This window comes from Acinetobacter sp. YH12072, from assembly GCF_013419565.1.
GTDB lineage: Bacteria > Pseudomonadota > Gammaproteobacteria > Pseudomonadales > Moraxellaceae > Acinetobacter.
Genome location: NZ_VOZV01000010.1, coordinates 46,768 through 71,126, shown reverse-complemented (window position 1 = coordinate 71,126; position 24,359 = coordinate 46,768). Strand labels below are relative to the sequence as shown.

Annotated in this window: 21 protein-coding genes and 1 other RNA gene; 13 read left to right on the top strand and 9 right to left on the bottom strand. The window is 41.8% G+C overall.

What is annotated here, in order from left to right:
- Positions 1 to 44: 44 nt before the first annotated feature.
- The 4 genes from FTU19_RS06180 to FTU19_RS06165 form a co-directional block, all read right to left on the bottom strand.
- A complete protein-coding gene (locus tag FTU19_RS06180; RefSeq protein WP_159123362.1) occupies positions 45 to 626 on the bottom strand; it encodes a 5-formyltetrahydrofolate cyclo-ligase in 582 nt (193 codons plus the stop codon).
- 289 nt (positions 627 to 915) lie between these two features.
- Positions 916 to 1,100: non-coding RNA, 6S RNA (gene ssrS / locus FTU19_RS06175), on the bottom strand.
- Between the two features lie 97 nt (positions 1,101 to 1,197).
- Positions 1,198 to 1,485, bottom strand: coding sequence for a cell division protein ZapA (locus FTU19_RS06170; RefSeq protein WP_005234746.1), 288 nt, complete (start codon positions 1,483 to 1,485; stop codon positions 1,198 to 1,200).
- Entirely contained in the window at positions 1,482 to 2,039 is a 558-nt protein-coding gene (locus FTU19_RS06165; protein WP_004782884.1) for a hypothetical protein, read from the bottom strand. Before FTU19_RS06165 ends, FTU19_RS06170 begins: the two co-directional genes overlap by 4 nt.
- A gap of 65 nt (positions 2,040 to 2,104) precedes the next feature.
- On the opposite strand from FTU19_RS06165, the gene FTU19_RS06160 reads away from it, so the two are divergent.
- The 3 genes from FTU19_RS06160 to FTU19_RS06150 all read left to right on the top strand — a co-directional run bounded on the left by FTU19_RS06160 (position 2,105) and on the right by FTU19_RS06150 (position 4,855).
- A complete protein-coding gene (locus tag FTU19_RS06160; RefSeq protein WP_180002308.1) occupies positions 2,105 to 2,737 on the top strand; it encodes a UPF0149 family protein in 633 nt (210 codons plus the stop codon).
- Positions 2,738 to 2,887: 150 nt separating this feature from the next.
- A complete protein-coding gene (gene pepP, locus FTU19_RS06155) occupies positions 2,888 to 4,222 on the top strand; it encodes a Xaa-Pro aminopeptidase (protein WP_180130423.1) in 1,335 nt (444 codons plus the stop codon).
- A gap of 393 nt (positions 4,223 to 4,615) precedes the next feature.
- Positions 4,616 to 4,855 carry a DUF378 domain-containing protein gene (locus FTU19_RS06150; RefSeq protein WP_034703714.1) on the top strand — a complete coding sequence of 80 codons (240 nt, stop codon included), beginning with the start codon at positions 4,616 to 4,618 and terminating at the stop codon, positions 4,853 to 4,855.
- A 163-nt stretch (positions 4,856 to 5,018) separates the two neighbouring features.
- Here FTU19_RS06150 and FTU19_RS06145 read toward each other — a convergent pair whose 3' ends face one another.
- Positions 5,019 to 6,062 (bottom strand): acyltransferase, encoded by a 1,044-nt coding sequence (locus FTU19_RS06145; protein WP_257225436.1) that lies wholly within the window; start codon positions 6,060 to 6,062, stop codon positions 5,019 to 5,021.
- A gap of 1,200 nt (positions 6,063 to 7,262) precedes the next feature.
- On the opposite strand from FTU19_RS06145, the gene FTU19_RS06140 reads away from it, so the two are divergent.
- From FTU19_RS06140 to FTU19_RS06125, 4 genes are all read left to right on the top strand, one after another.
- Positions 7,263 to 7,703 carry a BLUF domain-containing protein gene (locus tag FTU19_RS06140; RefSeq protein ID WP_004782875.1) on the top strand — a complete coding sequence of 147 codons (441 nt, stop codon included), beginning with the start codon at positions 7,263 to 7,265 and terminating at the stop codon, positions 7,701 to 7,703.
- A gap of 410 nt (positions 7,704 to 8,113) precedes the next feature.
- Positions 8,114 to 9,322 (top strand): 2-octaprenyl-6-methoxyphenyl hydroxylase, encoded by a 1,209-nt coding sequence (gene ubiH / locus FTU19_RS06135; protein WP_034703738.1) that lies wholly within the window; start codon positions 8,114 to 8,116, stop codon positions 9,320 to 9,322.
- Positions 9,319 to 10,566 (top strand): FAD-dependent monooxygenase, encoded by a 1,248-nt coding sequence (locus tag FTU19_RS06130; RefSeq protein WP_180130420.1) that lies wholly within the window; start codon positions 9,319 to 9,321, stop codon positions 10,564 to 10,566. The genes ubiH and FTU19_RS06130 overlap by 4 nt, the downstream gene beginning before the upstream one ends.
- Positions 10,567 to 10,740: 174 nt before the next feature.
- A complete protein-coding gene (locus FTU19_RS06125; protein ID WP_004782870.1) occupies positions 10,741 to 10,992 on the top strand; it encodes a hypothetical protein in 252 nt (83 codons plus the stop codon).
- Positions 10,993 to 11,060: 68 nt separating this feature from the next.
- Here the strand turns inward: FTU19_RS06125 and rsmI are convergent, their stop codons facing one another.
- Positions 11,061 to 11,903, bottom strand: a complete 843-nt coding sequence (gene rsmI / locus FTU19_RS06120) for a 16S rRNA (cytidine(1402)-2'-O)-methyltransferase (protein ID WP_180016844.1) — start codon at positions 11,901 to 11,903, stop codon at positions 11,061 to 11,063.
- Between the two features lie 10 nt (positions 11,904 to 11,913).
- Here rsmI and FTU19_RS06115 point away from each other — a divergent pair, with 10 nt between their 5' ends.
- The 4 genes from FTU19_RS06115 (at position 11,914) to FTU19_RS06100 (ending at position 14,993) form a co-directional block, all read left to right on the top strand.
- On the top strand, positions 11,914 to 12,873 hold the full coding sequence (locus tag FTU19_RS06115; protein WP_180016846.1) for a penicillin-binding protein activator: 960 nt from the start codon (positions 11,914 to 11,916) through the stop codon (positions 12,871 to 12,873).
- 9 nt (positions 12,874 to 12,882) lie between these two features.
- The gene (locus FTU19_RS06110) at positions 12,883 to 13,296 is read left to right on the top strand and encodes a YraN family protein (protein WP_034703744.1); all 414 of its coding nucleotides are present in this window, start codon (positions 12,883 to 12,885) and stop codon (positions 13,294 to 13,296) included.
- Between the two features lie 136 nt (positions 13,297 to 13,432).
- Complete coding sequence (locus FTU19_RS06105; protein ID WP_180048114.1) at positions 13,433 to 14,125, top strand: BON domain-containing protein; 693 nt, start codon at positions 13,433 to 13,435, stop codon at positions 14,123 to 14,125.
- A complete protein-coding gene (locus tag FTU19_RS06100) occupies positions 14,115 to 14,993 on the top strand; it encodes an alpha/beta hydrolase (protein ID WP_159123346.1) in 879 nt (292 codons plus the stop codon). Before FTU19_RS06105 ends, FTU19_RS06100 begins: the two co-directional genes overlap by 11 nt.
- A gap of 69 nt (positions 14,994 to 15,062) precedes the next feature.
- Here FTU19_RS06100 and nudC read toward each other — a convergent pair whose 3' ends face one another.
- The 3 genes from nudC to dnaQ all read right to left on the bottom strand — a co-directional run bounded on the left by nudC (position 15,063) and on the right by dnaQ (position 18,985).
- Positions 15,063 to 15,842 (bottom strand): NAD(+) diphosphatase, encoded by a 780-nt coding sequence (gene nudC / locus FTU19_RS06095; protein WP_180002315.1) that lies wholly within the window; start codon positions 15,840 to 15,842, stop codon positions 15,063 to 15,065.
- A complete protein-coding gene (locus FTU19_RS06090) occupies positions 15,842 to 17,485 on the bottom strand; it encodes a chemotaxis protein (protein WP_180130418.1) in 1,644 nt (547 codons plus the stop codon). Before FTU19_RS06090 ends, nudC begins: the two co-directional genes overlap by 1 nt.
- A gap of 126 nt (positions 17,486 to 17,611) precedes the next feature.
- Entirely contained in the window at positions 17,612 to 18,985 is a 1,374-nt protein-coding gene (gene dnaQ / locus FTU19_RS06085; protein WP_180130416.1) for a DNA polymerase III subunit epsilon, read from the bottom strand.
- A gap of 208 nt (positions 18,986 to 19,193) precedes the next feature.
- Between dnaQ and FTU19_RS06080 the strand changes: the two genes are divergently transcribed.
- Both FTU19_RS06080 and FTU19_RS06075 read left to right on the top strand, forming a co-directional pair.
- Positions 19,194 to 22,496 carry a LysM peptidoglycan-binding domain-containing protein gene (locus FTU19_RS06080; RefSeq protein ID WP_180130414.1) on the top strand — a complete coding sequence of 1,101 codons (3,303 nt, stop codon included), beginning with the start codon at positions 19,194 to 19,196 and terminating at the stop codon, positions 22,494 to 22,496.
- Between the two features lie 16 nt (positions 22,497 to 22,512).
- Complete coding sequence (locus FTU19_RS06075) at positions 22,513 to 24,345, top strand: extracellular solute-binding protein (protein ID WP_180130412.1); 1,833 nt, start codon at positions 22,513 to 22,515, stop codon at positions 24,343 to 24,345.
- The last annotated feature ends 14 nt before the right edge of the window (positions 24,346 to 24,359 follow it).

Sequence of the window (24,359 nt, the reverse complement as noted above, 5' to 3'; positions counted from 1 at the left end):
AATTATGTGATTTTAAAGTACTTATGTATTTGGAAATACATTGTTTAACGCTTAAAACGTTGTAAAAGTGTAGGCGTAAGCAGGGCATCTAGAGGCTGGTCCCAAACTTCTCGGGTTAAAGGCTGTGGGATCAGCTGAAAGTCATGTGCTAACCCCAGACGAAAAGGACGGTGCGGTGCTGTTGCCAGCGTACGATCATAATAACCGCCCCCCATACCAATTCGGGTGCCATATTGATCACAGGCTAATAGTGGCATAACTAAAAGATCCAGTTTTGAGACATGCAGACCACGTGTAGCCATGGGTTCACGCATTCCCAACCGATGATGAGCAAAACGCTGGGAACGATATTGATTCTGGCTGATTTCTACCCAAGTGAGTTGCTGGTTCATATTGCAAATATTGGGGAGATAAACCCGTTTATGGTGCTTAAAGCAGTATTCAATCAGTGCCTGAGTCCGAACCTCACCGAAAGCATCCAGATAAACCCCCACAGATTTGCTTGCATGAAATTCTGGCAAAGTCCGAATCATATTCAGGATACGTTGTTGAGTCTGTTTCTGGGTAAATCGAGAGAGTTGACGGCGCTGTTTACGTAGCTGTTTGCGAAGTTCGGAAAGATTCATCGTCGTCATAAATATGGTCTTCAGGATTTTAAGGCATTAGATTAATAAAATGCCATAACTTAAATAGAGGGTAGCAACATAACGAGTATTATAGGCATCTGTATGAATTTTTGATTAAATTTTAAAAATAATAAAACACGAATCATTAATTGATTGATCTGTAATTAGATCTAGTCAACTTTTTAAAAGACGAAAAAAGATACGGGTATAGGACGCTAAACCAAGAAAAATATAATAAATTTGAGCTTTAGAAAAGAAGATAAATGATGAAATATTTTGAGAAAAATAGAAGCACTCCGAGGATGCCGCTGCATGTCATTACCCTTGAACCCTAAAGTTCAAGGTGGACGAGACGCATACTTGCTGGGTTTCCCATACCGGATGGGCATACACTCTAAATATGCAGAACTCAATCCTAAGATTTAAATATCGGCTCAGGGGAATCTGACCCGCTGGCGAACATCTCAGAGTTAGACTAAGTATAAACGATAATGCTGATGTGGCAACTCTCTGCTGTTCGTGAACTGTAAACAGTTTAGTCGAACGACCGAAGTTTATACAAAAAACTCGATTATTCAGTTAGTTCTTCAACTTCTTCCAAAATAGTTTGTAACAAACGTTCGCAGTGAGCATATTGTTGCAGGGATTTATTCATCGTCAATACTTCCTGCATCAGTTCCAGTGCCACCATAATGATCAGTTTACTTGGTTCCATACGAGGGGCTTTACGGCGAAATTCATCGTATTTTTCATTGAGTAATTGCGCTGCACGTTGTAGTTCATCCTGCTGATCCGCAGTGGAGGCCAGACGGAAACTATGACCCAATACCTTTAAGTCGATTGCGATTTGTTCACTCATGATGAAGCTTCCTCAGTCACTTCAGTAGGATGGGCCAATTGCTGAATTTCCTGTGCATTTTGATCTTGGGCTGTTCCCAAAATCGCCAGACGTTGAATAATGGCTTCAACTTTAGCTTTGGCATTTTCATTTTTCTGGGTAAGACGTTCAGATTCCTGATTCAGCCGCTGAATTTCCTGCTGGGCATGACGCTGTTCCAGCAATAACTTTTCTTTCAGCACGCGTAACTCATTGCGTTCAGCCAGAATTTCCTGAAAACGGTTCTTTAGATCAGTACAACTTTTTTCCAGACGGCTATAACGATCTGCCAGTGCTGTAGCATCCTGGTTTAAATGCTGAAACTGGTTACGTGATTCTGTCAGTTGCTGATTGAGATTCTGGATTTCTTGTTGTTTTTGCGCAATAAAGCTATTTTTTTGTTCAATTTGAGTTTCATGTTGCACGCTTGAAGCCTCTTGCTTCTCCCGTAAACTGGTATTCTCACTTTCAAGTTGTGCAAGTCGCGTTTTTAAAACGCCAATATGCACTTGTAGACGCTGTAATTCTTCTAACATATCGAGGTCGCACAGTGTTGCAAACAAAGGTAATATATAAAGCAGTATAGAGATTGGATAAACGAATGCAAGACGATATTTCAGGTTGGTCAGAATGGTACCGCAATTTTTCCTCAATTGAAGAAATTTCTAGCCCAAGCGAACTGCATGGTTTGCTTACCGGAATTGTCTGTGTCACTCAGGCACCTTCAAATGATGAATGGGTACAGATTCTAGAAACGCTAGATGTTCCTGAACTGAACCCTGAAGCATTAGAATTGTTAACGGGTGAGGCAGAAGACATATTTCATGCGCTGTCTGAAGATGAGCTGGATTATCTGCCATTACTACCAGATGATGAGCATAGCTTGGCTGAACGCGTTCAGGCACTGGCTGACTGGTGTGCAGGCGTAGTGCTTGGTTTCGGTCTGGCTTCAGGGCATATCCGCAATGATGAAATGGAACTGATTGAACATTTACAAGATGTTGCAGCAGTCGAGTTTGAAGATTCTGATGACGATGCCGAAGGCGAAGAAAGCTATCAGGAGCTGTATGAGTTTGTTCGTCTGATTCCGGTAAGCCTGTCCGTCGGCCGTAAGAAATTAGAAGTTGAAGAAACACCTTTATTGCAGAAATTCACGCAAAAAGCACCTACTCCAGCTTCTGCAACTGAAGCGCAATCTGTAGTTGAAATTTTCTCGCCGAAACGTCCGAGTTAAGTTCAAGCGGTTCTAAACACAAATTAAAAAACGGTTCTGAAAACCGGCATATTTTTTGCTGATCCTTCTCATGATGATAGTAAATTAATCTGACCTGTTTTCAGGACCAAATTTTAAATAACAGTAGCAATTGATAAGAAGTAAGGTGTAATGAAGAAACTGACTCAAGCCGATTTTCAGGAACGTCGTGACATCCTCGCAGGGGAAATGGGATTACGTAGTATCGCGATTATTGCCACCAGCCCGGTTGCCCTGCGTAACCGTGATGCAGATTATAAATACCGCGCGGACAGCAGTTTCTTTTACCTGACCGGATTTGCTGAGCCTGAAGCAGTTGCAGTCATTGAAACTTTCGATACTGAAGAAGAAGGCTATACCTATAGCCTGTTCTGCCGTGAACGTGATCGTGAAATGGAAATCTGGAACGGCTACCGTGCCGGAGTAGATGGCGCCGTTGATGATTATGAAGCAGACGAAGCTTATGCGATTGATCTACTGGATGAGGAAATCCTCACCAAGCTTCAGAACAAAGACAAGCTTTTCTACCGGATTGGACACAATGCCGAATTTGATGCACGTGTAGCCAAATGGATCGTAACAGCCAGTGGTGAAAGCCGCCGTGGTACTTCTGCACCGGCACAGATCATGCAGCTGGATCGTATCATTGATGAAATGCGTCTGCATAAAGATGAAAATGAAATTGAACTGATGCAGCTTGCATCAGATATTTCTGCAGAAGCGCATACACTGGCTATGCAGAAAGTTCGTCCAGGCATGATGGAATATGCTTTAGAAGCAGAATTAAATTATGTTTTTGGTAAAAATGGCTGTGTACCATCGTACAACAGTATTGTTGGTGGCGGTGAAAATGCCTGTATTCTGCATTATGTAGAGAATGACAAAGAACTGAAAGATGGTGATCTGGTTCTGATTGATGCTGCATGTGAATATCAGTTTTATGCTTCGGACATTACCCGTACTTTCCCGGTGAATGGTAAATTCAGTCTGGAACAAAAAGCTTTATATAATGTCGTACTGGATGCACAGATTGCTGCCATCAATGCAGTTCAAATCGGGAACTCTTATAAAGAGCCGCATAATGTGGCGGTTCGCATTCTGGTTCAAGGTTTACTTGATCTGGGGATTATGCAGGGAGATCTTGAAGAAATTATCCAGACGGAAAGTTTCCGCCAGTTCTATATGCACGGTACTGGACATTGGCTGGGTATGGATGTACATGATGTAGGTACTTATAAAGCCAACGGTGAATGGCGTGCATATGAAGAAGGTATGGTCGTGACAGTTGAGCCGGGTCTTTATATTGCACCAGATGATGAAACTGTAGATGTTAAATGGCGTGGTATCGGAATCCGGATTGAAGATGATGTGGTTGCTACCAAAAATGGCCCACTAGTGCTAACTGCAAAAGTTGTGAAAACCGTGGAAGATATTGAAGCCTTAATGGCCAAAGCCCATGCTGCTTAAATGAAAGATATAAAAAAGCCGGTGATCTCACCGGCTTTTTTATATAGTAGAAAGTTAAAAATGTATTCGTGAATGATAGTAATTTTTTAATTTATTGATATTAAAATGAATATTTATAAAATTTTAAGAAAAAATGGATTAATTTCTTAGGCAATAAGTTATCCAATGGCTACATAAAACAAAGATACTATCAAGAAACATGCAAGACTTTTACTTACGTTAATCGCGACTTATTCAAATAAAATTAACTTTGTTAAAATTGAGAATTATAAGATGACAGGAATTCAACACAGCAATTGAGTTTTTAGCATCAAAGCAACATATTAATTCCGATTTCGTTCTCATACTTGACCTGTTCCTTAAATAAACTCAAAGAAGAGCAGGAGAAAAATGATGAGACTAAATACGCTTGACTGGATTGCTTATGCTTTAGCGATTATTGGTGGCATCAACTGGGGTCTGGTTGGTGCATTTAACTTTGATTTAGTCGCTGCCATCTTTGGTGAAATGAGTGCACTATCTCGAATTATCTATGTATTGGTTGGTTTGTCTGCCTTGTATCTGATCTATACTGGTACAAAATTGGGTCGACGCGATGTACATCATGAGTCTCAAGCTCGAGTAGTACGTTAACTGACTAAAAATTAATTGAAGTCATTGATATTTTTTTAATTAACTGATTTCTATAACAGATTAGTTAATCTAAAAGATATAAAGGACATTTAACAGAAACGGAGCTTAAGCTCCGTTTTTAGTATTTAAATTTTTGATAATGCCTAAAGAGATCAAAAAATATCTATAAGTTTTTTCTATCGACCGGATAAAAATACCTAAAGAAGTTAAATGGTTCTTTGCCTAATTTAATTAACCTTTTTTCTAAAACTAGATACGTAATAGAGCCTGCCAAGATCGAAGAGGTAATAAGTATAGAGCTAAATAGGTAAGGGTTTAATATATTGAGTTTATTTAAAACCATAGCAACTGGGCTTAAAGTAAAAGGATGAATCAAATATAAAGAGTAAGATGAATCTCCAAGATGATTAAAGAATCTTAAAATTAGTGATTTAGTTTCTGTGATTAAGTCTTCTAAAGCTACGCATCCAACAAAAATTAAAAACATTGGGATCCCGATTTTTAATGATCTCAAGGTGATGAAATCAGGTAGTTTATAAAAGTTTTGATAGGCTAATAGGGAAGCACCGACAAGAATCATAAATAAAGACATTAATCGGGAAAGACTAGTATTTTTTATAATGATAAATGCCAGAACGCCTAAAGCGAATTCAAGCAAAAGATTATGGGTTAAAAACATCAGAAATTCAGATTTTGGTTGGAGTATTAAACCTATAGCCACAACAACTGAAAAATATAGAATGATAAAAAGATATTTATATAAGTCTTTTAATAAAAAGATTAGGAAAAAAGAAAATATAAAATAATAATAAAATTCGTAGCTTAAAGTCCATCCATTATTAATTAAAAATTTACTGCCATTCGGAATTAAAAAGAAAGATTCGAAAATTCCTGTTTCACCACCGGATGAATTTATAAGATTTGGAGAAATCAGAAATACGATTAAAGCAAAAAAACTGAGAACCCAATAAAGAGGAATGATTCGGATGAATCGGTTTCTCATGAAATTTAGAAAATTAACTTTTTTATTATATGTTGTATAACACATAATAAAGCCAGATATTATGAAAAATAAATCAACGCCAGAACCACCTATGTGATACCACTGAAGCGTATCAACACTGTATTGTTGTCCTTTAAAGGAGGTATGACTTATAACTACCATTAAGGCAGCAATCCCCCTAAGAAATTGCACTGAATAAAGCATAGTTATTATTTTATTAAAGTATTTAATTTAAACTACCATACTCAATGTTTGTCTAACAAATATACCTAGTGAAAGACCGTGAATATTACTAATTATTTAATCTAAAATCATTACGGTTGGTTTTATATAAAAGTAGCCGTATTTTATGGGAACTCAAATATTCACTAGAGTTTAGAAACTGGTAAAAAATGAATTTTTTATTAATTATTATTATTTATTAACCGGCTTAAAATATGTTTCAAAATTTTAATAAAAAGTAAAAGTACTCAGCTTAATAAAAGAAATTCCAGAAACCATTGATGAATTAATTCAAAGATCACGTATACATTATTAACTTCACACCAAAATTTGGGAATTTTCTATAAGTAGATGAAAGATATAGGTAGTAGTGATTGCTAAGATTTCTGTTTAGAAACTTCAGTATCATCTTCAAATTTTTAATCATTAAATAATAAAAAACCCCGGCATCCTGCCGGGGTTTTTCGTATTGGTTAGCTTGGTATAACTCCTGTCGTACCTTACTGTCCTTGTGCTTATCTATTGTTATTCTTATGTGGAACTCCCTGTTCCTGATGTAATCATCATATGAAAATTCATTTAACTAAAATAGGGGTAAAGGACTTGAATAGCTGTAAGTCAAAGAGTACAAGATTGATTATTAAATAAGCATGTTTTTGTATCATTTAGAAATTAAAAACAATTACCTTTTAAAAATATTATAAGAAGAGAGGTGTAAGAAAGTACATACTTAATAAGTTGCTTGAGCTCGACTTAGACTGTCGTTTCTAAATTAAACATCGCGACTTTAATCCGTTCCTTCATCTTTGCTATCGTATTCGTAGCACTTGCACTATTGATTGAGAACAAATCGCTGATTTACATTTTTGCTGGCTTGCTGATGTTCTGGCAAAGATAACTGGTGCTCAAATTACATGAGCATTTAGAAAGTAAAAAACTGATACTTGATGGCAGATCTCAAATAGCAAAATTTTGAAGCTTTTTAATATAGAAATATTTGGAAAATGCGTGTTAAAAGCAAGTAGCTGAATTTATATAAAAATTTATTTTATTTTTCAAGTTATTTTACTATTCGATAAATTATTTTGTATCTAATCATAGAAAATTTTTATAAAATCAGTTATATATATTAAACAGAAAAATATTGAGTAATGTACATAATCTAAAATATTGAGGTAGACAATGAGCGACGCAAGACTTTTATATGTTAGTAAGTTGTATGATTGCGAAGATCCAATGAATGATCTATTCAATATTCTGACAGAAGCGTTGAATTTCAATTCACGTAATGCGATTTTTGGGGCTCTGTATTATGGAAATGGTTACTTTGTTCAATGTCTGGAAGGAGATAGGAACAAGATTGAAGATCTGTTCTATAAAAAAATCTTGAAAGATCCTCGACATAAAAATTGTGAAGTTCTGTATTTTGAAGATGTGAATGACCGTCTCTTCTCAGACTGGCATATGAAATATGCCAATATCCATCAGGATATTCTTGGATTCTTTGCCGAACATAATCTGGATGAATTCAATCCTTATACCTTGAATGCCGAGACCATTCCTCAATTTATACAGATATTGGCAAGTTTGAATGACCATGCCTATACATTGAAAGCAAGTTAATCCTTACATCATCATGCGATATAAGCTAAAGCTACGTATCGCATGATTTTTTAAAATGAGTATTTACTTTAAATAAGTTAAATAAAAAATATTATATAAATTCAAAAACATAAATATTGTTAATTCAAAAAATTATATCCAGATCCCATCTTCATCATTTCATACCAAGCCAAGCTTTTAAACCTAACAATCAGTGCCAAAATTCTTCTGCTTTTTATCAGGCAGATGATACTTCTGTATTTTGAAAAATTTAAGTAGGACGTTGAGGTGAGCTATAAATTAACCACAAGCAGACTTCGCTTCGAAACCGCAACCTAATTTATTATAAAAAAGAAATTTTTTAGGCTAATATAAAATTCATCATGATTATAAGTATCTATATATAGGTACGCCATTGAAAGGATTACAGCATGCAACAAGAAGTCATCATTGTCGGTGGTGGTATGGTCGGCTTGAGTCTCGCGCTGATGTTGGCCAAAACCAATATTGCAGTCAAACTTTTGGAAGCGATCAAATATCCAGATTATGATGATGTAAACCTTGCACCCTATCATTCCAGCTTTGATGCACGTAATAGTGCCTTGTCACGCCGTAGTGTACAGATTTATCAGGAACTTGGGCTTTGGGATGCCTTGCAGGAACATGCAACGCCGATTCTTGAAGTGAATATCACTGAGCAGGGCAGTTTTGGTAAGGCGCGCTTAATTGCAGAACAGGAAAAAGTCGAAAGCTTTGGCCAAGTGATTGAAAATGCCTGGCTAGGTCGTGTGCTATTAACTCAAGTCAAAAAAGAACCACTCATTGAACTGATTGATGGGGTTCAGGTCAGCTCTCTGACTCAAGATGCTGAGTTTGCTTATCTTGAAGCACAACGTGGTGATGCTTTATTGAAACTTCAATCCAAAGTGGTGATTGCTGCTGATGGGCGTGATTCTTTCTGTCGTAAAGCGCTCGGTATTGGGGCTTCAGAACATGACTATGATCAGGTCGCCATTGTCACTACCGTTCAAACTTCTAAGCCACATAATCATGTTGGCTTTGAACGGTTTAGCCACTTAGGCCCATTAGCCTTATTACCACTTCCAGGTGAATATCGTCGTTCTGTAGTCTGGCCTGTGAAAAAAGGAACGGAAGGAGAATGGCTGGGTGAAGAAAATGACCAGCATTTCCTGAACGCCTTACAAGAAACCTATGGCGATCGTGCCGGTAAATTCCAGAAAACAGGTAAGCGCTTCAGTTTTCCATTGTCCCAAGTATTAGCAGAAAAACAGGCTGTGGGCCGCGTGGTCTTGATGGGTAATGCTGCACATACAATTCATCCAGTAGCGGGTCAGGGTTTTAACCTGTGTATGCGAGATGCGCATGTATTGGTGCGCTACCTGAAAGAACAGCAGTCACAAGGTGCAGACTTAGGTGATGCAGCAGTATTACAGGATTATGAAAAATCCCGTTTGAATGACCAGCAAAGAGTGATTAAGTTCTGTGATTCAGTCGTACGTGGATTTAGTAACCAGAATCCATTCTTGAAACTGATCCGTAATACCGGACTGATTGCTTTTGATACCATTCCTGGTATCAAGCCACTAGTCGCTAACTATGCCATGGGGTTAAAAGCATGAGTCTGAATCCAAGTTCTGATGTATTAGATGTCGTGATTGTTGGTGGCGGTCTGGTAGGCGGTCTAACGGCTTTATTACTCGCTCAAGGTGGTGTGCAAGCGACTGTTCTGGATGCTGCGCCTATTCTGGATGCAGACAAAACTTTAAGCGTAGCCAATCCGCGGGTTTTGGCTCTAAGTCAGGCGACTATTCATTTATTAAAAACTGTGGGTGTGTGGGACAAACTTGCACGCCAGCAGCCATATACTGGAATGCAGGTCTGGAATAAAAATGGCTACGGTGAAATTAACTTTGGTCATTCTTCAGAAAGAACACCTTCTGTAGAGCAGGCGCTAGGCTCGATGGTGGAACCGAGTATCCTGAATCTGGCCATTCAGCAAAAGATGCTTGAAGAGGTGCAAGATTACCGCACACAGGTCAAAGTTAGCCGGGTTGAACGTGGAGTAGATGTTTGGATCATTCATCTGGCAGATGGTACCCAGCTCAAAACCAAGCTGGTTATTGGTGCAGATGGCGCGAACTCCTTTGTGCGTGAACAAGCCTTTATTGATATTGATGTACTGGACTATAAACAGGCAGGAATCAGCTGTGCAATTAGAACAGCTCAGCCACATCAACATGTGGCGCGTCAGATTTTTCTGGAAACCGGTCCTTTGGCTTATCTGCCAATGGCAAGTCTAAAGGAGGAAAAACAAGGGCACTGGCAATCCATAGTCTGGACATTACCTGATGATTATGCCGATGAATATGTGGCATTATCAGATGCTGACTTTACTCAACTATTGACCCGTGAAAGCTATCATATGCTGGGTGAAGTGCTGGAAGCGACAGCACGAGCTAAATTCCCACTCAAAGCTCGTGCTGCACAGCAGTATGTACAAGATGGTTTGGCACTAATTGGTGACGCTGCGCATGTGATTCATCCGCTCGCTGGACAAGGGGTTAATATCGGCTGTCTGGATGCTGCCGTACTCTGTGACGTGTTGCTGCATGACAAAGCGCGTGGAGTGTGGGCCCATGAACAGACCTTGAAACGTTATGAGCATCGCCGTAAAGGCCAGAATGATGCGATGATGCATAGCATGTCGGCGATTGGCTGGATGGAAACTACAGAGCTTTTCCCAGTGGTGTGGGCACGTAATTTCGGGCTGAAACAGGTCGAGCAACAGACAGTCCTGAAAGATGCATTTATGGCTCAGGCGAATGGTTTAAGTTTACTCAAAGATACACGTTATTCAGCCTAGCGGCCGAATGTAAATTTTTTAAACAAACATCTATAAAGAGTAACCATTTTGTTTAAAAAAGATACGATTTTTTGAAAATTAGGGCTAGGCGAAGACCAAAGAGATTGCTAAATTTCAGTTAATTTAAAGCTTGGTTTAATAGATAAAAGCGAAGCCATTTGTGGGGAGAGCAAAATGACAGACGTAAATGATTATGATGATGTAGAAGATCCTGTAATCGACGACGATGAAGCAAAAGCAGCAGAAAAAGGCGCTGCAAGTAGCGAAGAAGTTGTGAATGATACGGACGTATTAGAAGCTGAAACTTTGACTGTAACTGCTAAGCAGAAAAAACGTCAGGCACTTGAAGATGAAATTGCGGCTTTTCTGGCAAGCGGTGGCCGTATTACTGAAGTTCCAGCTGATGAATCCGTTGCAAGAGAATAATTGCACTCAATATTATTAAATAAAAAAACACCACATTGATTGTGGTGTTTTTTATGGGTAAAGAAAAATTAATCGTTGGCAGAGGTTAGTTCCAAAGCACGTTGATAGGCGATTTTTTTCTTAATCCCGGTCAAATCAGCAGCCAGCTGTGAAGCTGCTTTGACAGACAGGTCTTGTAATAAACGCAGTAACAATTTATCCAGTTTTTCCTGATCCAGATCTTTTTCTTCGATAGAACCGCCAATCACCAGTACGATTTCACCTTTTTGCTGGTTATGATCATTGGCAACAAATTCAACCAGTTCACCCAGTGTCATTTTCTTGATGGTTTCAAAGGTCTTGGTAATTTCACGGGCAAAACCGACAGGACGCTCTGCACCGAATACCGCTGCCAGATCTTTGACACATTCCAAAATGCGGTGCGGCGCTTCATAGAAAATTAAGGTCTGGGTTTCATCTTTCAGTTTTTCCAGAGTCAAGAGCCGCTGGCTTTGTTTAGACGGCAAAAAACCTTCAAAGCTGAAACGGTCACTTGGTAAACCTACTGCGCTTAAAGCGGCAATTGCAGCACATGCACCCGGTACAGGAACCACATGAATATTATGTTCTTGGGCAGCACGGACAAACTTGAATCCTGGATCGCTAATCAGTGGCGTGCCTGCATCACTGATCAATGCCATATCTTCACCATTGAGCAGGCGTTGAATCAACTGATCAATCTTGTTGCTTTCATTATGTTCATGACAGGCTGTCAAAGGTGTTTGAATATTAAAGTGTTTAAGTAATTGTGCAGAAGTTCGTGTATCCTCAGCTGCAATAAGACTCACCGATTTCAATACATTAATTGCACGATAACTAATATCATCTAAGTGCCCGATTGGAGTCGCAACAACAAATAACTGAGCACTCATAGGTTTCTCCATGTGGAATAAATCGAATAATAAAAAATGGAAGATTCAAAATAAAATTTTGGGCTTGGGGTTACTGGCCTGCGTCAGCAGCGTACAAGCAGAAGTGCTGATTATTCTACCTGAAAGCGGCCCCTTGGCGCGAGCCGCTTCGAGTATCAAGCAAGGATTTCTCAGTGCATATACAGCGTCCGGACAGAAAGTACCATTGAAATGGGTCAATTCAGATCAGAAAAAAATCTCTCAACTACTCAAACAACATGTCAGTAAAAAGACGCAAATGGTGATTGGTCCTTTGGCACGTCAGGATGTAGAGCAACTGGTGCAAACTAAACCCAAGATTCGTACACTGAGTTTGAATGAAAGTAGTCTTACAGCGCCAAATATCTGGCAATTTAGTCTGTCGAAAAAAGAAGATGCGGCTGCCTTACAGAAGCAGATTGCGCAAGATGGGATTCAGCAACTGTTTGTGATGCGCCAACCGGGTAGTGAGTCAGAACATGAACTTCTGCTAATGTCACTACTTAGTCAGAGTGAGCTGCAACTGGAAATGATCCAGAAGCCACCATTTTTTCTGAAGAGCAAGCAGGGGATATTATTGCTTGGCAATGCGGACTGGCTGGCATCCTTACAGGGTTTGGGACATAAACGGATTTATACAGTCGCGAATGCAATTAATGAGCAGCATGCTCCGCCAAGAGGCATCAAGTTCTGCGATGTGCCGGTACTTTATTTTGCTAACTGGCCTGATGTGATGCAGGCTTATCATCATGCACCGGTGAATATGGCCTATCAGCGCTTGATTGCTTTTGGTGGCGATGCCTGGCAAATCACCCAGTATTATTTGAACAATAAAAAAATACGCAATATTGAATTCCAGGGTCGTACTGGAATGATTCAGGTATCAGATCAGGGCATACAACGTACGCCGTCCTGTTTTCAGCAGAGTGCCAAAGGTCTTAAGGCACTATAAGGGTCAGTGATGCAGAAACAATTAGGTGCATGGGCAGAACAACAGGCTGCCCAACTGATGCAGCAACAAGACTTTCAGCTCATTGCCAGAAACTGGCATAGCCGCTATGGTGAACTTGATCTGGTCATGCAGCGTGAGCAGGAACTGGTCTTTGTCGAAGTAAAAGCACGAGCTAAAACGGGTTATGCATTGGCTTTTGAATCTGTTTCCTCTGCGAAGCAACGAAAAGTCCTACAAACGGCTGTATGTTTTATTCAAAAAAATCCACAGTTTGCACATTATTACTATCGTTTTGATGTGATTTGTTTTGATTTTAATCGGTATTTTGCAAAAACCATACAGCATGATTTTTCTCAATACCCTTATGATCTGCACTGGTTTGAAAATGCTTTTACTTTTGATCAAGAGTTTATTAATCTTTGAATAAAATAAGATCGGATGCGGTAGATAAAATTTGCAGCATCATGGGAAAGTTCAAGTATGATGAAGAACATCTGGCCTTGAAAAAACAGATTATTATATTGAAATAAGACTGATTAAAATTAAGGAGTCTTGCTGAGTGGTTAAGCGTATTGCAATAACAATGCTGTGTGTCGCAAGTTTATCGGGTTGTGCCAGCTTTATTTCTAGCGGTACTGGTACGGCTCCTGTAGGTACCGAAAATGGAGCTCGGACGCTAGGACAGGTATTTATCGATTCTTCTATTGTACGTACTGCAAAAATTAATCTTTATAAACTGGATTCACGTTTTAAACAGTCAAGGGTCAATATTGAAAGCTTCCATGGTAATGTCCTGTTGACCGGGCAGGTGCCGGATGCGCATCTCAAGCAATTGGCAGAAGATAATGTCAAATCCATGAGTGATGTCAGAGCGGTGCATAATTTTATTACTGTGGGTAACCAGAGCAGCTACACTACGATCATGCAGGATACCGCCGTGACGGCGAATACCCGTGGCCTGATTATGAAAGCACCAGTAGTGTCTGACAGCAAAGTGCATGTGCATACTGAAGATGGCGTACTGTATGTAATGGGACGTCTGAACAGTGCTGAAATTGATGACCTGAATCAGGTGCTGCAACAAGTGGGCAATATCACGAAAATTGTCACGCTCATCGACAACGTGGATCAGCGTTCTGGTTATAATACTAACCAGAATTTTGCAGCGCCTGCATCTTATGCACAGTCGGGTGTTGAACAGACTCCAGTCGCCATTGATCCTGATACAGTTGAACCGACCGATGTTCCATAAGGTCAGTCAATTTAAAACGCAGCTGTCAGATCAGATCCTTGAAGTCCAACAACGTTATAAAGATTTCCGGATCTATGATTTTGGCAGTTATGCGCTGAACCGGTTAACCCCCAAACAGGGTTATAGTGTTGAAACCCAGTTAGCCTATGGCTTAAAAGCCCGTCAACGTTTTGATCTGTTTTTAAGCCATCAGCCATTAGCACATCGCCCCTTGATTATCTTTGTCCATGGTGGTGCCTGGCTGCATGGTGATAAAAAGGATTACCACTTCATCGGCGAGGCCTTTGCCAAAGAAGGTTATGATGTGGTGGTGATGAATTATCATCTAGCGCCTGAACATATTTTCCCGATTTATATTAATGACCTGCATTTATTGCTAAATCATTTGCAGCAGCATGCAGACCAGTTAAATGTTTCTACGGAAAATCTGGTCTTAATGGGGCATTCAGCCGGGGCATTTAATGTCATGTCAGCGCTATACCATCCACAAAAGGCCATGATTGAGCGGGAACAGATCCGCGCCATTATTGGACTGGCAGGTCCTTATCATTTTGACTATAAAGATGATCCGATCTGTGCCGATGCTTTTGACCAGTCGATTCCGTATCAGCAGGTCATGCCATATTATTTTGTGGAAAATACCTCCACCAAACATTATCTGTTCATGGCAGAGCGGGACAATATTGTCGGTCATTTCAACAGTCAGGATCTGGACCGGGTTTTAAAAGACCATGGCAATCATAGTGAGCTGATTACCATTCCGAAACTGGGTCATATTACGATGATCGGTTCATTGTCCAGCTTATTCAGCCGGTTCTTTGAAACAAAGCCGCGTGTGATGTGGGCGCTAGAAGATGCTTTTAAGTGAAGATCTGTGATCGTGGTAATTCCCATAAAAAAGCCCGGTATAAAAACCGGGCTTTTTTAATTGAAAACCTTAGAGCCATTTACGGGTATCATCTGCGACCGGTGTACCTTGAGTAACATGCATGATCATGGCATGGGCAATACTGCCTTTAAATGGAATTTCCGGCAGCTGATCAAATTTAAAGAATTTCGCGTCGCTAATTTCTTCTTTCTGCAATTGCAGCTCACCGCCAGTATATTCTGCTTTGAAGGCAATCATCAGGTTACTCGGGAAGGGCCACGGCTGACTGGCCAGATACTGGATATTTTTCAATTTCAAGCCGACTTCTTCCAGCGTCTCGCGACGTACCGCTTCTTCAAGCGTTTCCCCAACTTCGACAAATCCGGCAATCAGACCATACATCTGGCTTTTGGTATTACGTGCATTTTTAGCCAGCAAAATTTCATCTTCACCGCGGGTAATCACAGTAATCACACAAGGTTGCACCCTTGGATACTGACGATAATGGCAAGCTGGGCAAACCATGGCATATTCAACAGCATGGGCTTCAGTCGGGGTGCCACAGTGGCTACAGAACTTGTGATTCCGGCGCCATTCCAGTAGTTGCACAGCACGGCTGGCCTGTTCAAATTGCTGAACATTCCAGAACTGTAATAATTGACGGATTGGAACCAGTTGCAAGCCTTCAGGAATTGGCTCATCTGGAAGAAGATCACGGGCAATCACCTGATCACCCGGATTCAGCAGCAAATCGCTTGCCAGAGCTTCAACTTGAGGCAGTTGAAAGTGTTGATCGACCAGCAACTGTTGCTGCTGGAAAATATAAGCAAGTGATAATTTTTTAGACATTAGGCAACGATTTTCAGTTTCTCACTACTGTCTAATGCTACCTTAAACATGGACTGTAATACAGGCTGTTTGTTCTTTAAGTTGTCGATCATCATATCGGCACTAGCCAATGCATCCAGCGCATGATGAATTTCTGCTGGTGTTAATGCAACCGACTGTTCAATACGGTTTTTAATGAACAGGGCAGTTGTATTGAATGCAGCTTTCACATGTTCAGCATTCAGGAACAGCATGGCACCGCCAATTTCACAGAACTGGATGGGTACAGGTTCGAGTTTGGTTAGATCTTGATCTTGTAGATAATCAGTCAGAATCTGGCTAGATAATTCAATCAGTGCCTTGGTTTCATTCAACAAAGCGTTATGTGCTTCGTCCAGACGATCCAGCGAGATATTCATGTTATTCACACGTAGCTGCAAGCGGCTCGAAGTATGATGGCGTTCCAATACACCAATCGAGTTCATCGCGGATAGAATCACATTCATCAACTGCTGGGCAAAAGACTCATCTTTCAGAATATCTGCCTGGCTGAGTGAAGCTGCCTGACGGTTTAAGTCATGATAGGCTTCATTCAGATTCAGAACCTTGAAGATATTGGCCAAGCTATTCAGCTGAGTCTGGAGTTCCTGAGTTTTTTCAGGTGTCATGTGCTGATAGTTATATTCGATATCATTGCGGATCTGGGTCATTTCCGCAGTCACCAGTTCGCTAATGGTATGCATGGTTTCGAAGTCCGGACCATATAGGTGACGGCTGAACACCTGAAGTTGCATATCTGTCAGTAGATCATCACCAATATTCAGCTGGCTACGGATTTGCTGTGCAGTTGCATCTTCCTGACTAATACATAAGCTTAATACATTTGCCAGATCAGACAGAGAAGCTTTGAAGCTGTCGGCTGAACTAAAGTACTGCGCCATGTTGCGTTCAATACTGATTAAAGTACGTAAACGTGGTTCATTGATGAGCAGGTGATCAATATTATCAAAAGCAACATGTACCAGATGCCAGTATTGCTTGCTTGGATGACTTGCTGAAAGACCTGCCAGATAAGTACCGACCAGTTTGATCGCTTGCAGGTCCATCTCGCTTTCTTCCTGTTTCAGCAGTTTGTTAAGAGACAGCTTATACAGGCGTTGCACATATTTGGATTTTTCCAGACCTGGTACTTGGGGTAACTGGAAGTCTGGAGTAATCAGATCAAGCAAAGGTTCAATATGCTGACCTTCGGTCGTCAATGGTTTACCAAGCGCAAGTTCCAGACGGTTCAGGGTATCGAGCAGGAACTGTGGAATTTTCACTTCACGCAAGCAGATAAATTCGATATAGCGTTTCAGCATGGTGGTGCCTTCACTCAATGCGATCACATCCTGAGTGTTAACCTGCGCCGGACTCCCCATAATCTTGCGCATCAGTTCTGCTGAATATTGTGCAATTTGTGCCAGATTCGGCATATCAATCAGTGCCAGTACCTGTGCACATTGCTCGAACTGATTTAATGCATCGTCAATGCCAAAAGGTAAAGTTTGATCTTCTACCAAGGTGCTTACTGCTGATTCGACTAACTTGATCGAGTTATCAACCTCATTTTTTATTATCAGTAAAGCTGTTGGATCAAAATGTATAGAGGTTTGGTAAGACATGGATCTGCACCTTTCCTTAAGTATTATCTATATATGAGCCCCGCTTTATCGGACGGGGCCTCTTTGGAATTACTATAACTGAAGAACTGTATTTTAAAAGCGAAATTACTGCTTGAAATTTAGATTTTATTTGGCAAAAAGGCAAGGCGTTCCATGCTTTTCTTCAAATTGTTTGACCCATTTCTCATGTTCGGCAAGTTCTTCATCTGATGGAAGAATCACAGGCAATTCAATTTCGATTTTTACAGTGCCTGAACTGCCGCCTTGTTCTTCGGTATGTGACAGGGCATCCATATCAAAAGAGACTTGTCCACCGGTCATGGCCAGATAAACATCGGACAGAATTTCCGCATCGAGCAAGGCACCGTGGAAGGTACGGTCACGCTGTGGAATTTCATAACGACGCACGAGGGCATCTAGAGAGTTTTTTTGTCCCGGATGCTTGGATTTGGCCATTGCCAGGGTATCGGTCACTTCACAAACTTCAGAAAGCGCGACAAAGCCTGCACGCTTGAACTCCATATCCAGGAAGTTCATATCGAAGGTTGCGTTATGCGCAATAATTTCGGCACCTTGCAGATAGTCAAAAAGCACCTGAGAGATTTCCTCAAACAGCGGCTTGTCTTGCAGGAACTCGTCGGTGATACCGTGGACATTCACCGAATCACCAACCGGTTTTTTCGGGTTGATATAAATATGGATTGAGCTGCCGGTAAGTTTTCGGTTAATCATTTCAATCGCACCGACCTCAATGATCCGGTCACCATCCTGATAATAGAAACCGGTGGTTTCAGTATCCAGAATCAATTGACGAGGGCCATGCAGCTCTAAGGTCGGCGGTGTAATCACAATTTGCGGATGTAACTCGATTGGATCTGAAGCGACTGAAGCGGATTCATCGGTATTTTCTGTTGTTTCCAAATTTTCAGTCTGTTCCATTTCTTCTTCAGCCATTTCCATGCTCTCTTCGAGTTCTTCTTCACTATCGACAAGATCCAGCCCGAAAGGGTCGTCTAGAAGCCAGTCAGGTTCAGATTTTTTTTTATTTTCAGTGATTGCAGTCACTGATTTGGATTTTTTCAAGGTTTCATCTGCGCCTTGGTTGGCCAGTTGATCGGCCATTTCATTGCCAGGATGTCCGGCATGGCCTTTGACCCAGTGCCATTCAATATCGCGGCCTTGACAGGTGGCATCCAGTTTTTGCCATAGATCCGGATTTTTAACGTCTTTCCAGTTTTTCTTTTTCCAGCCATGAATCCATTCGGTAATGCCTTGTTTGACATAATTGGAATCGGTATAAATGACCAGCTTGGCATCTTTCGGACAGAACTGGATGCCTTCGATCGCCGCGGTCAGCTCCATGCGATTATTGGTGGTATGATCTTCGCCACCACAAATTTTGTGTTCCTGCTGTTCGGTAATTATGTACGCACCCCAACCGCCTAAACCCGGGTTGCCGCGACAGGCGCCATCAACATATAGCGTGATAGTGTGAGACATAAATTAAAATCCGATCAAAAAAGAACTTGCTGAAGCGGATATTGTATAACGCAAATACGCTTGATGCGTCTAGATGCACCAGTTTTTTTAATTTCTTGTAACATTTAACGTGAAATCGGGGTAAATTAATGCCTTGTGTCCACGACATGCTTCACTACAATGGCATATCTAAAAAATAAATTTATATACGAATTGTTTGGATTTCTTTATGTATAAACCAACCGCAATTTTGTGGCAGCCCGCATTACCAGCATTTTTAAAATTTTCTGTACTTGGAACGGCTCTCGCTTCCTTGGGACTGACGGGCTGTTCTTCTACACAAAGTGCGACCCAGAAAGCGTCAAGCAAGCAGGTTGGCTCACAATATCTAGATGCAAGCAGTTTGGATGGGCTGGAAGATTTACTTTCTGCAACGGATATGCGTGCGGTTGAAGGTGATCGCTTACTGATTTTGAAGCATGGTGATATCTGGAAACGGATGACCGTGGGTTTCAAGATGGATCTGAATACCTGGAATCCGCGTATTGATGCACAGCGTGGCTGGTTTATTTCCCGTCAGCCGTATCTGGACCGCCTGAGTGCTCGTGCATCACGCTATTTATATTATACGGTGAAAGAAGCAGAGCGTCGTGGCATGCCTACGGAACTGGCTTTATTACCGATTATTGAAAGTTCTTATGACCCGGCGGCGACCAGTAGTGCAGCAGCGGCAGGTTTATGGCAGTTTATTCCGAGTACTGGCCGTATTTATGGTCTGAAACAAACCTCACTTTACGATGGCCGTCGTGATGTCGTTGAGTCGACCCGTGCGGCTTATGAGTTTCTAGGCAGCCTATATAACCAGTTTGGTTCGTGGGAATTGGCTTTGGCCTCTTATAATGCCGGTCCAGGCCGTATCCAGCAGGCGATTAACCGTAATAAGGCTGCAGGTTTACCTACCGATTACTGGTCCTTGAAACTGCCTCAGGAAACCATGAACTATGTGCCGCGTTTCCTGGCAGTTGCGCAGATTGTGAAAAATCCGGGTACTTATGGCGTGAGTTTGCCACCGATTGCCAACCGTCCTCACTTTCGTGAAGTGACTGTGGGTGCAGCCAATTTAAATGAGATTGCATCGATTACGGGTTTAAGCCGTGCTGAACTGTATCAGCTTAACCCGGGACATCGTGGTGACCGTATTGATCCTGAAAGTCCACGCCGTATTTTGATTCCGGCTGACTTAAGTCCATCGATTGATGAAAAACTGAAAAAACTGCAGTCGAGCTCAAGCGGCTTATGGGCAGGTACTGTCAGTAACTCGCCTAAAACGACCACTACAGTAGCTCCAAAGCCAGCTGTAGCACCAGCATCAACCAGTACCACCATCGTACCTGCCAAGCAGACACCACCGGTGCTTGCCACTACGACTGCTAAGACTGCAACAGCGACCAAAGCTCCAACTACGACAACAACATCTAAACCAACTACGACTACACCAGCAGCAATTTCTACCACGACGACACCAAATTTAACTGCACAAACCACCAAACGGGTCAGCACACCACGTGGTTCCGAAGCACTTGCTGAATTTGCTGCAAAAAGTGAATTGCCTATTCCAAGCGCGCCACGTATTCCGGTTGCTGTGACGCCAGTTGCTTCGGTGAAGCCTATCCAGGTCGAGCCACCAATTACCGCAGCTGAACGTCAGCAAATCCAGAAAGTGGTGTCAGCAGAAGAAATTAATAAAACTGTGGATGAGCTTTTACAACCTGTGGCGACTGCGGCTGAACAGGCACAGGTTATTGAAGAGCTGAAAGCACTGGCACCTGCAGGCACAGAAATTGTTGACCCTTATGATGGCAAGATCAAACTGACTGCAATTCAGACCAGTCAGTCTATTGCCGAGCAGCAGGGTAAGGAGCTGACCAAAGGATTCTCGTATCCGAAAGAAGTCGCTGTAAACACCAGTGCAGATTCAGTTGAAGCTCGACTCAATCAGGGCAAAAACTATGTAAAAACTGATTCAGAAGTCGTGGTTGTGGCACCGAAAGGTAAGCGCAGTACCTATAAGGTTTTACCGGGTGATAATCTGGCATTGATTGCAGCCAAAAATGGCGTGAACTGGCGTGATGTCGCGAAATGGAACCAGATTGATCCAAACTCTACGCTATATGTGGGTACAACAATTTATCTCTATGATGCCAAGCCGGTACAGGAAGTACCGAAAGCCAAAGAGAAACCGGAAAGCTATGTGGTTCAAGCCAATGATTCATTGACCAGTGTTGCCAGTCAGTTCGGCCTGAGCGTCAAACAGTTGGCTGATTATAATGATCTGAGTACGACCAGTGGTTTATTTGTGGGGCAAAAGCTTTCCCTGAAAGAAAGTACCAGCAAAGCGAAAGTTGAAGACAGCAAAAAAGTCGATACTGCCAAAGTTCAGACCAAGTCCTATACTGTTAAACGCGGTGAATACCTGAAACTGATTGCAGATCGCTATGCATTGTCGAATGCTGAACTTGCCGCACTAACTCCGGGTTTAACCGCGGGTAGCAGTTTGATGGTCGGACAGAAGATTAATGTTCCTCTTAATGAAGTTGAAGAACTGACTGCGAGCAGCAAAAAAACCGAAAAAGTCGAACAGAAGTTTGAGAACGTTAAGGTTGATCATACGCCAACAGAAAACTATCAGGTCAAACGTGGTGAAACCCTGTACAGCATTGCCAATCAAAATAAATTGACGGTATCTGAACTGGCAGCGTTAAATGGCCTGTCTGCAAACAGTGGCTTACGCATCGGTCAAACCATCAAGATTCCGGCCGGTAGTCAGGTTCCTGACAGCTATACGGTTCAATCGGGTGATACGCTGACCGGGATTGCAGCAAAATATAATCTTTCGATGGAACAGATTGCCAACCTGAACAATATTTCCCGTAGTGCCAATCTGCGTGTGGGTCAGCATCTGAAATTATCTGGCAGTCCTGAACCTGTGCAGGAAGTGGTCACCGAGACTCAGGAAAAGAATGTTAAATCAGATACTCACATCGTGAAATCTGGTGAAACCTTAAGCTCGATTGCCCGCCAATATCATCTGCAATTACGTTATCTGGCAGACTTGAATGGTTTGAATACCAATAGCAATGTGCGGATTGGACAGCGTTTAAAAATTAATGAAGATATTCAGATCGCCAAAAAAGAGCCGGTAGTGAAAGTCGCAACAAAATCTGCATCTTCTAAGGCGACAGAATCCTATACGGTAAAATCCGGGGAATCTCTGATTGCGATTGCCAATCGTGTAGGAGTACCCGTTACTGATCTGGCGAGCCTGAACAATCTTAGTCCACGTGCCGGTTTACGTGTGGGCCAAACGCTTCAGCTTCCAAAACTTGTCACTGAATACAAGGTGAAGCGTGGCGATACCTTGATCGGCCTGGCATCCCGTTATGGTATGGCAACCAATGAACTGGCAGAAATGAATGAACTGAAACCCAATACTCAATTGCGTATTGGTGATGTGATTAAGGTTCCAAACTAATTTCTGGATCGTGAAATTGTTTAATCCCGTCCATATCTTATGGATTCTTGCTGCCCCCTGGATCATCAGTTCCAGCGGGGCAGCAGTCATTACGACGCCTTATATTGCACTGCATAGTGTACCCAAATATGCACAGGCTAAATCTCTGCCTTATGCCAATCCGCAAGCGCCCAAAGGTGGTGTCCTGATTCAAGCAGCCGATGGCAGTTTTGATAATCTGAACAGTATGAATGGTAAGGGGAATGTCACTGAAGGGGTTAATTATATTTTTGACAGCCTCATGTCAAAATCCCTGGATGAACCCGGCGTCTATTATCCTTTGCTGGCGGAGAAAGTCAGTTTTGACCCAAAGCAGACCGCTTATATTATTTTCCATTTAAATCCTAAAGCCAGATTCAGTAATGGTCAGCCAGTGACGGCTAAGGATGTGAAATACAGTTTTGATCTGTACCAGACCCAGTCTAATTTCGGCTTGCAGATGTATCTGGCAGATATTAAAAAAACCGAAGTCCTGTCACCTTCAAAAGTTAAGATTAGTTTTAAATCTCGCCATAATCCGGAAATGGCGATGATTGTGACGCAAATGCCGATCTATTCTCAGCAGGAGTGGCAAAAGCGCAACTTCAAGGACATTAACCTGAAACCGATCTTGGGTTCTGGGCCCTATGTGATTGAACGTATTGATGCAGGACGCAGTATTTCCTATAAACGTAATCCGCATTATTGGGGTAAAGACCTGCTGGTCAATCGCGGCCGTTATAATTTTGATCGCATACAGTATCGCTATTACCGTAGTCCGGAAATCAAGTTTGAGGCATTTAAATCTGGCCAGTTTACGCTGCATGAAGAAAAACAGGTCAACCGCTGGGTAAGTGATTATCGGTTTCCTGCGGTACAGCAAGGCCAAATCAAAACCTATCGTTTTCAGCATCACAATCCGATTCCAACCCAAAGCCTGATTTTTAATACGCGACGTCAGCCCTTTGCTGATATTCGCTTCCGGCAAGCTTTAACTCTGGCCTATGATTTTGAATGGCTAAATAAAGCCTTGTTTCATGGAGAATATCAGCGTCTGAACAGCTTTTTTAGTAATAGTGAACTGGCATCTACAAGCAAGCCGAGTGCTCAGGAGCTGGAAATATTACAGCCAAATTTATCAAAATTGCATCCGGTGCAACGTCAGGCGGTATTACAGGATTGGCATTATCCGCAATCAGATGCCTCCGGGTTTAACCGCAAAAATTTATTACAGGCGCGACAAATTTTATTGAATGCCGGTTACCGTTATCAGCAGGGGAAACTGGTGACTGCTCAAGGTCAACCTGTACAGATTGAATTTCTACTGCATCAGGCTGAACAGCAGCGTCATCTGATGCCTTATTTACGCCATTTGAAACGTTTAGGAATTCAGGCGCACATTCGGATGGTGGAAACGGCTCAGTATTATGAGCGACTAAGAAATTATCAGTTTGATATGATTGTGGATACCATGCCGCAATCGCTGACACCGGGGCAGGAACAGAAACAGTTTTGGGGCAGTCAGGCGGCACGTCAGCCTGGCAATTATAATTATGCCGGTATTCAAAATCCGGTGATTGATCGGGTGATTGATCAGGTAGTTCAGGCACAAAGTCGTGAGCAGCTGATTTATAGTACCCGAGCTTTAGACCGTTTATTGCGAGCCGGTTATTATCATATTCCGACCTATGGTACGGGTGAATACTGGTATGCTTACTGGAATATGTATCAGCAGCCTAAAATCAAGCCCAAGCTTTCTGCGGGTATTGATTACTGGTGGGTGGATGCAGCTAAAGCCAGAAAAGTGGCACCATACTTAAAATATCGCTAGATTTCCAGCTTCGG

Coding starts and splice junctions, on each gene's coding strand:
- FTU19_RS06180 (WP_159123362.1), bottom strand. CDS start 626: ATGAATCTTTCCGAACTTCGCAAACAGCTACGTAAACAGCGCCGTCAA.
- FTU19_RS06170 (WP_005234746.1), bottom strand. CDS start 1,485: ATGAGTGAACAAATCGCAATCGACTTAAAGGTATTGGGTCATAGTTTC.
- FTU19_RS06165 (WP_004782884.1), bottom strand. CDS start 2,039: ATGTTAGAAGAATTACAGCGTCTACAAGTGCATATTGGCGTTTTAAAA.
- FTU19_RS06160 (WP_180002308.1), top strand. CDS start 2,105: ATGCAAGACGATATTTCAGGTTGGTCAGAATGGTACCGCAATTTTTCC.
- pepP (WP_180130423.1), top strand. CDS start 2,888: ATGAAGAAACTGACTCAAGCCGATTTTCAGGAACGTCGTGACATCCTC.
- FTU19_RS06150 (WP_034703714.1), top strand. CDS start 4,616: ATGAGACTAAATACGCTTGACTGGATTGCTTATGCTTTAGCGATTATT.
- FTU19_RS06145 (WP_257225436.1), bottom strand. CDS start 6,062: ATGCTTTATTCAGTGCAATTTCTTAGGGGGATTGCTGCCTTAATGGTA.
- FTU19_RS06140 (WP_004782875.1), top strand. CDS start 7,263: ATGAGCGACGCAAGACTTTTATATGTTAGTAAGTTGTATGATTGCGAA.
- ubiH (WP_034703738.1), top strand. CDS start 8,114: ATGCAACAAGAAGTCATCATTGTCGGTGGTGGTATGGTCGGCTTGAGT.
- FTU19_RS06130 (WP_180130420.1), top strand. CDS start 9,319: ATGAGTCTGAATCCAAGTTCTGATGTATTAGATGTCGTGATTGTTGGT.
- FTU19_RS06125 (WP_004782870.1), top strand. CDS start 10,741: ATGACAGACGTAAATGATTATGATGATGTAGAAGATCCTGTAATCGAC.
- rsmI (WP_180016844.1), bottom strand. CDS start 11,903: ATGAGTGCTCAGTTATTTGTTGTTGCGACTCCAATCGGGCACTTAGAT.
- FTU19_RS06115 (WP_180016846.1), top strand. CDS start 11,914: ATGTGGAATAAATCGAATAATAAAAAATGGAAGATTCAAAATAAAATT.
- FTU19_RS06110 (WP_034703744.1), top strand. CDS start 12,883: ATGCAGAAACAATTAGGTGCATGGGCAGAACAACAGGCTGCCCAACTG.
- FTU19_RS06100 (WP_159123346.1), top strand. CDS start 14,115: ATGTTCCATAAGGTCAGTCAATTTAAAACGCAGCTGTCAGATCAGATC.
- nudC (WP_180002315.1), bottom strand. CDS start 15,842: ATGTCTAAAAAATTATCACTTGCTTATATTTTCCAGCAGCAACAGTTG.
- FTU19_RS06090 (WP_180130418.1), bottom strand. CDS start 17,485: ATGTCTTACCAAACCTCTATACATTTTGATCCAACAGCTTTACTGATA.
- dnaQ (WP_180130416.1), bottom strand. CDS start 18,985: ATGTCTCACACTATCACGCTATATGTTGATGGCGCCTGTCGCGGCAAC.
- FTU19_RS06080 (WP_180130414.1), top strand. CDS start 19,194: ATGTATAAACCAACCGCAATTTTGTGGCAGCCCGCATTACCAGCATTT.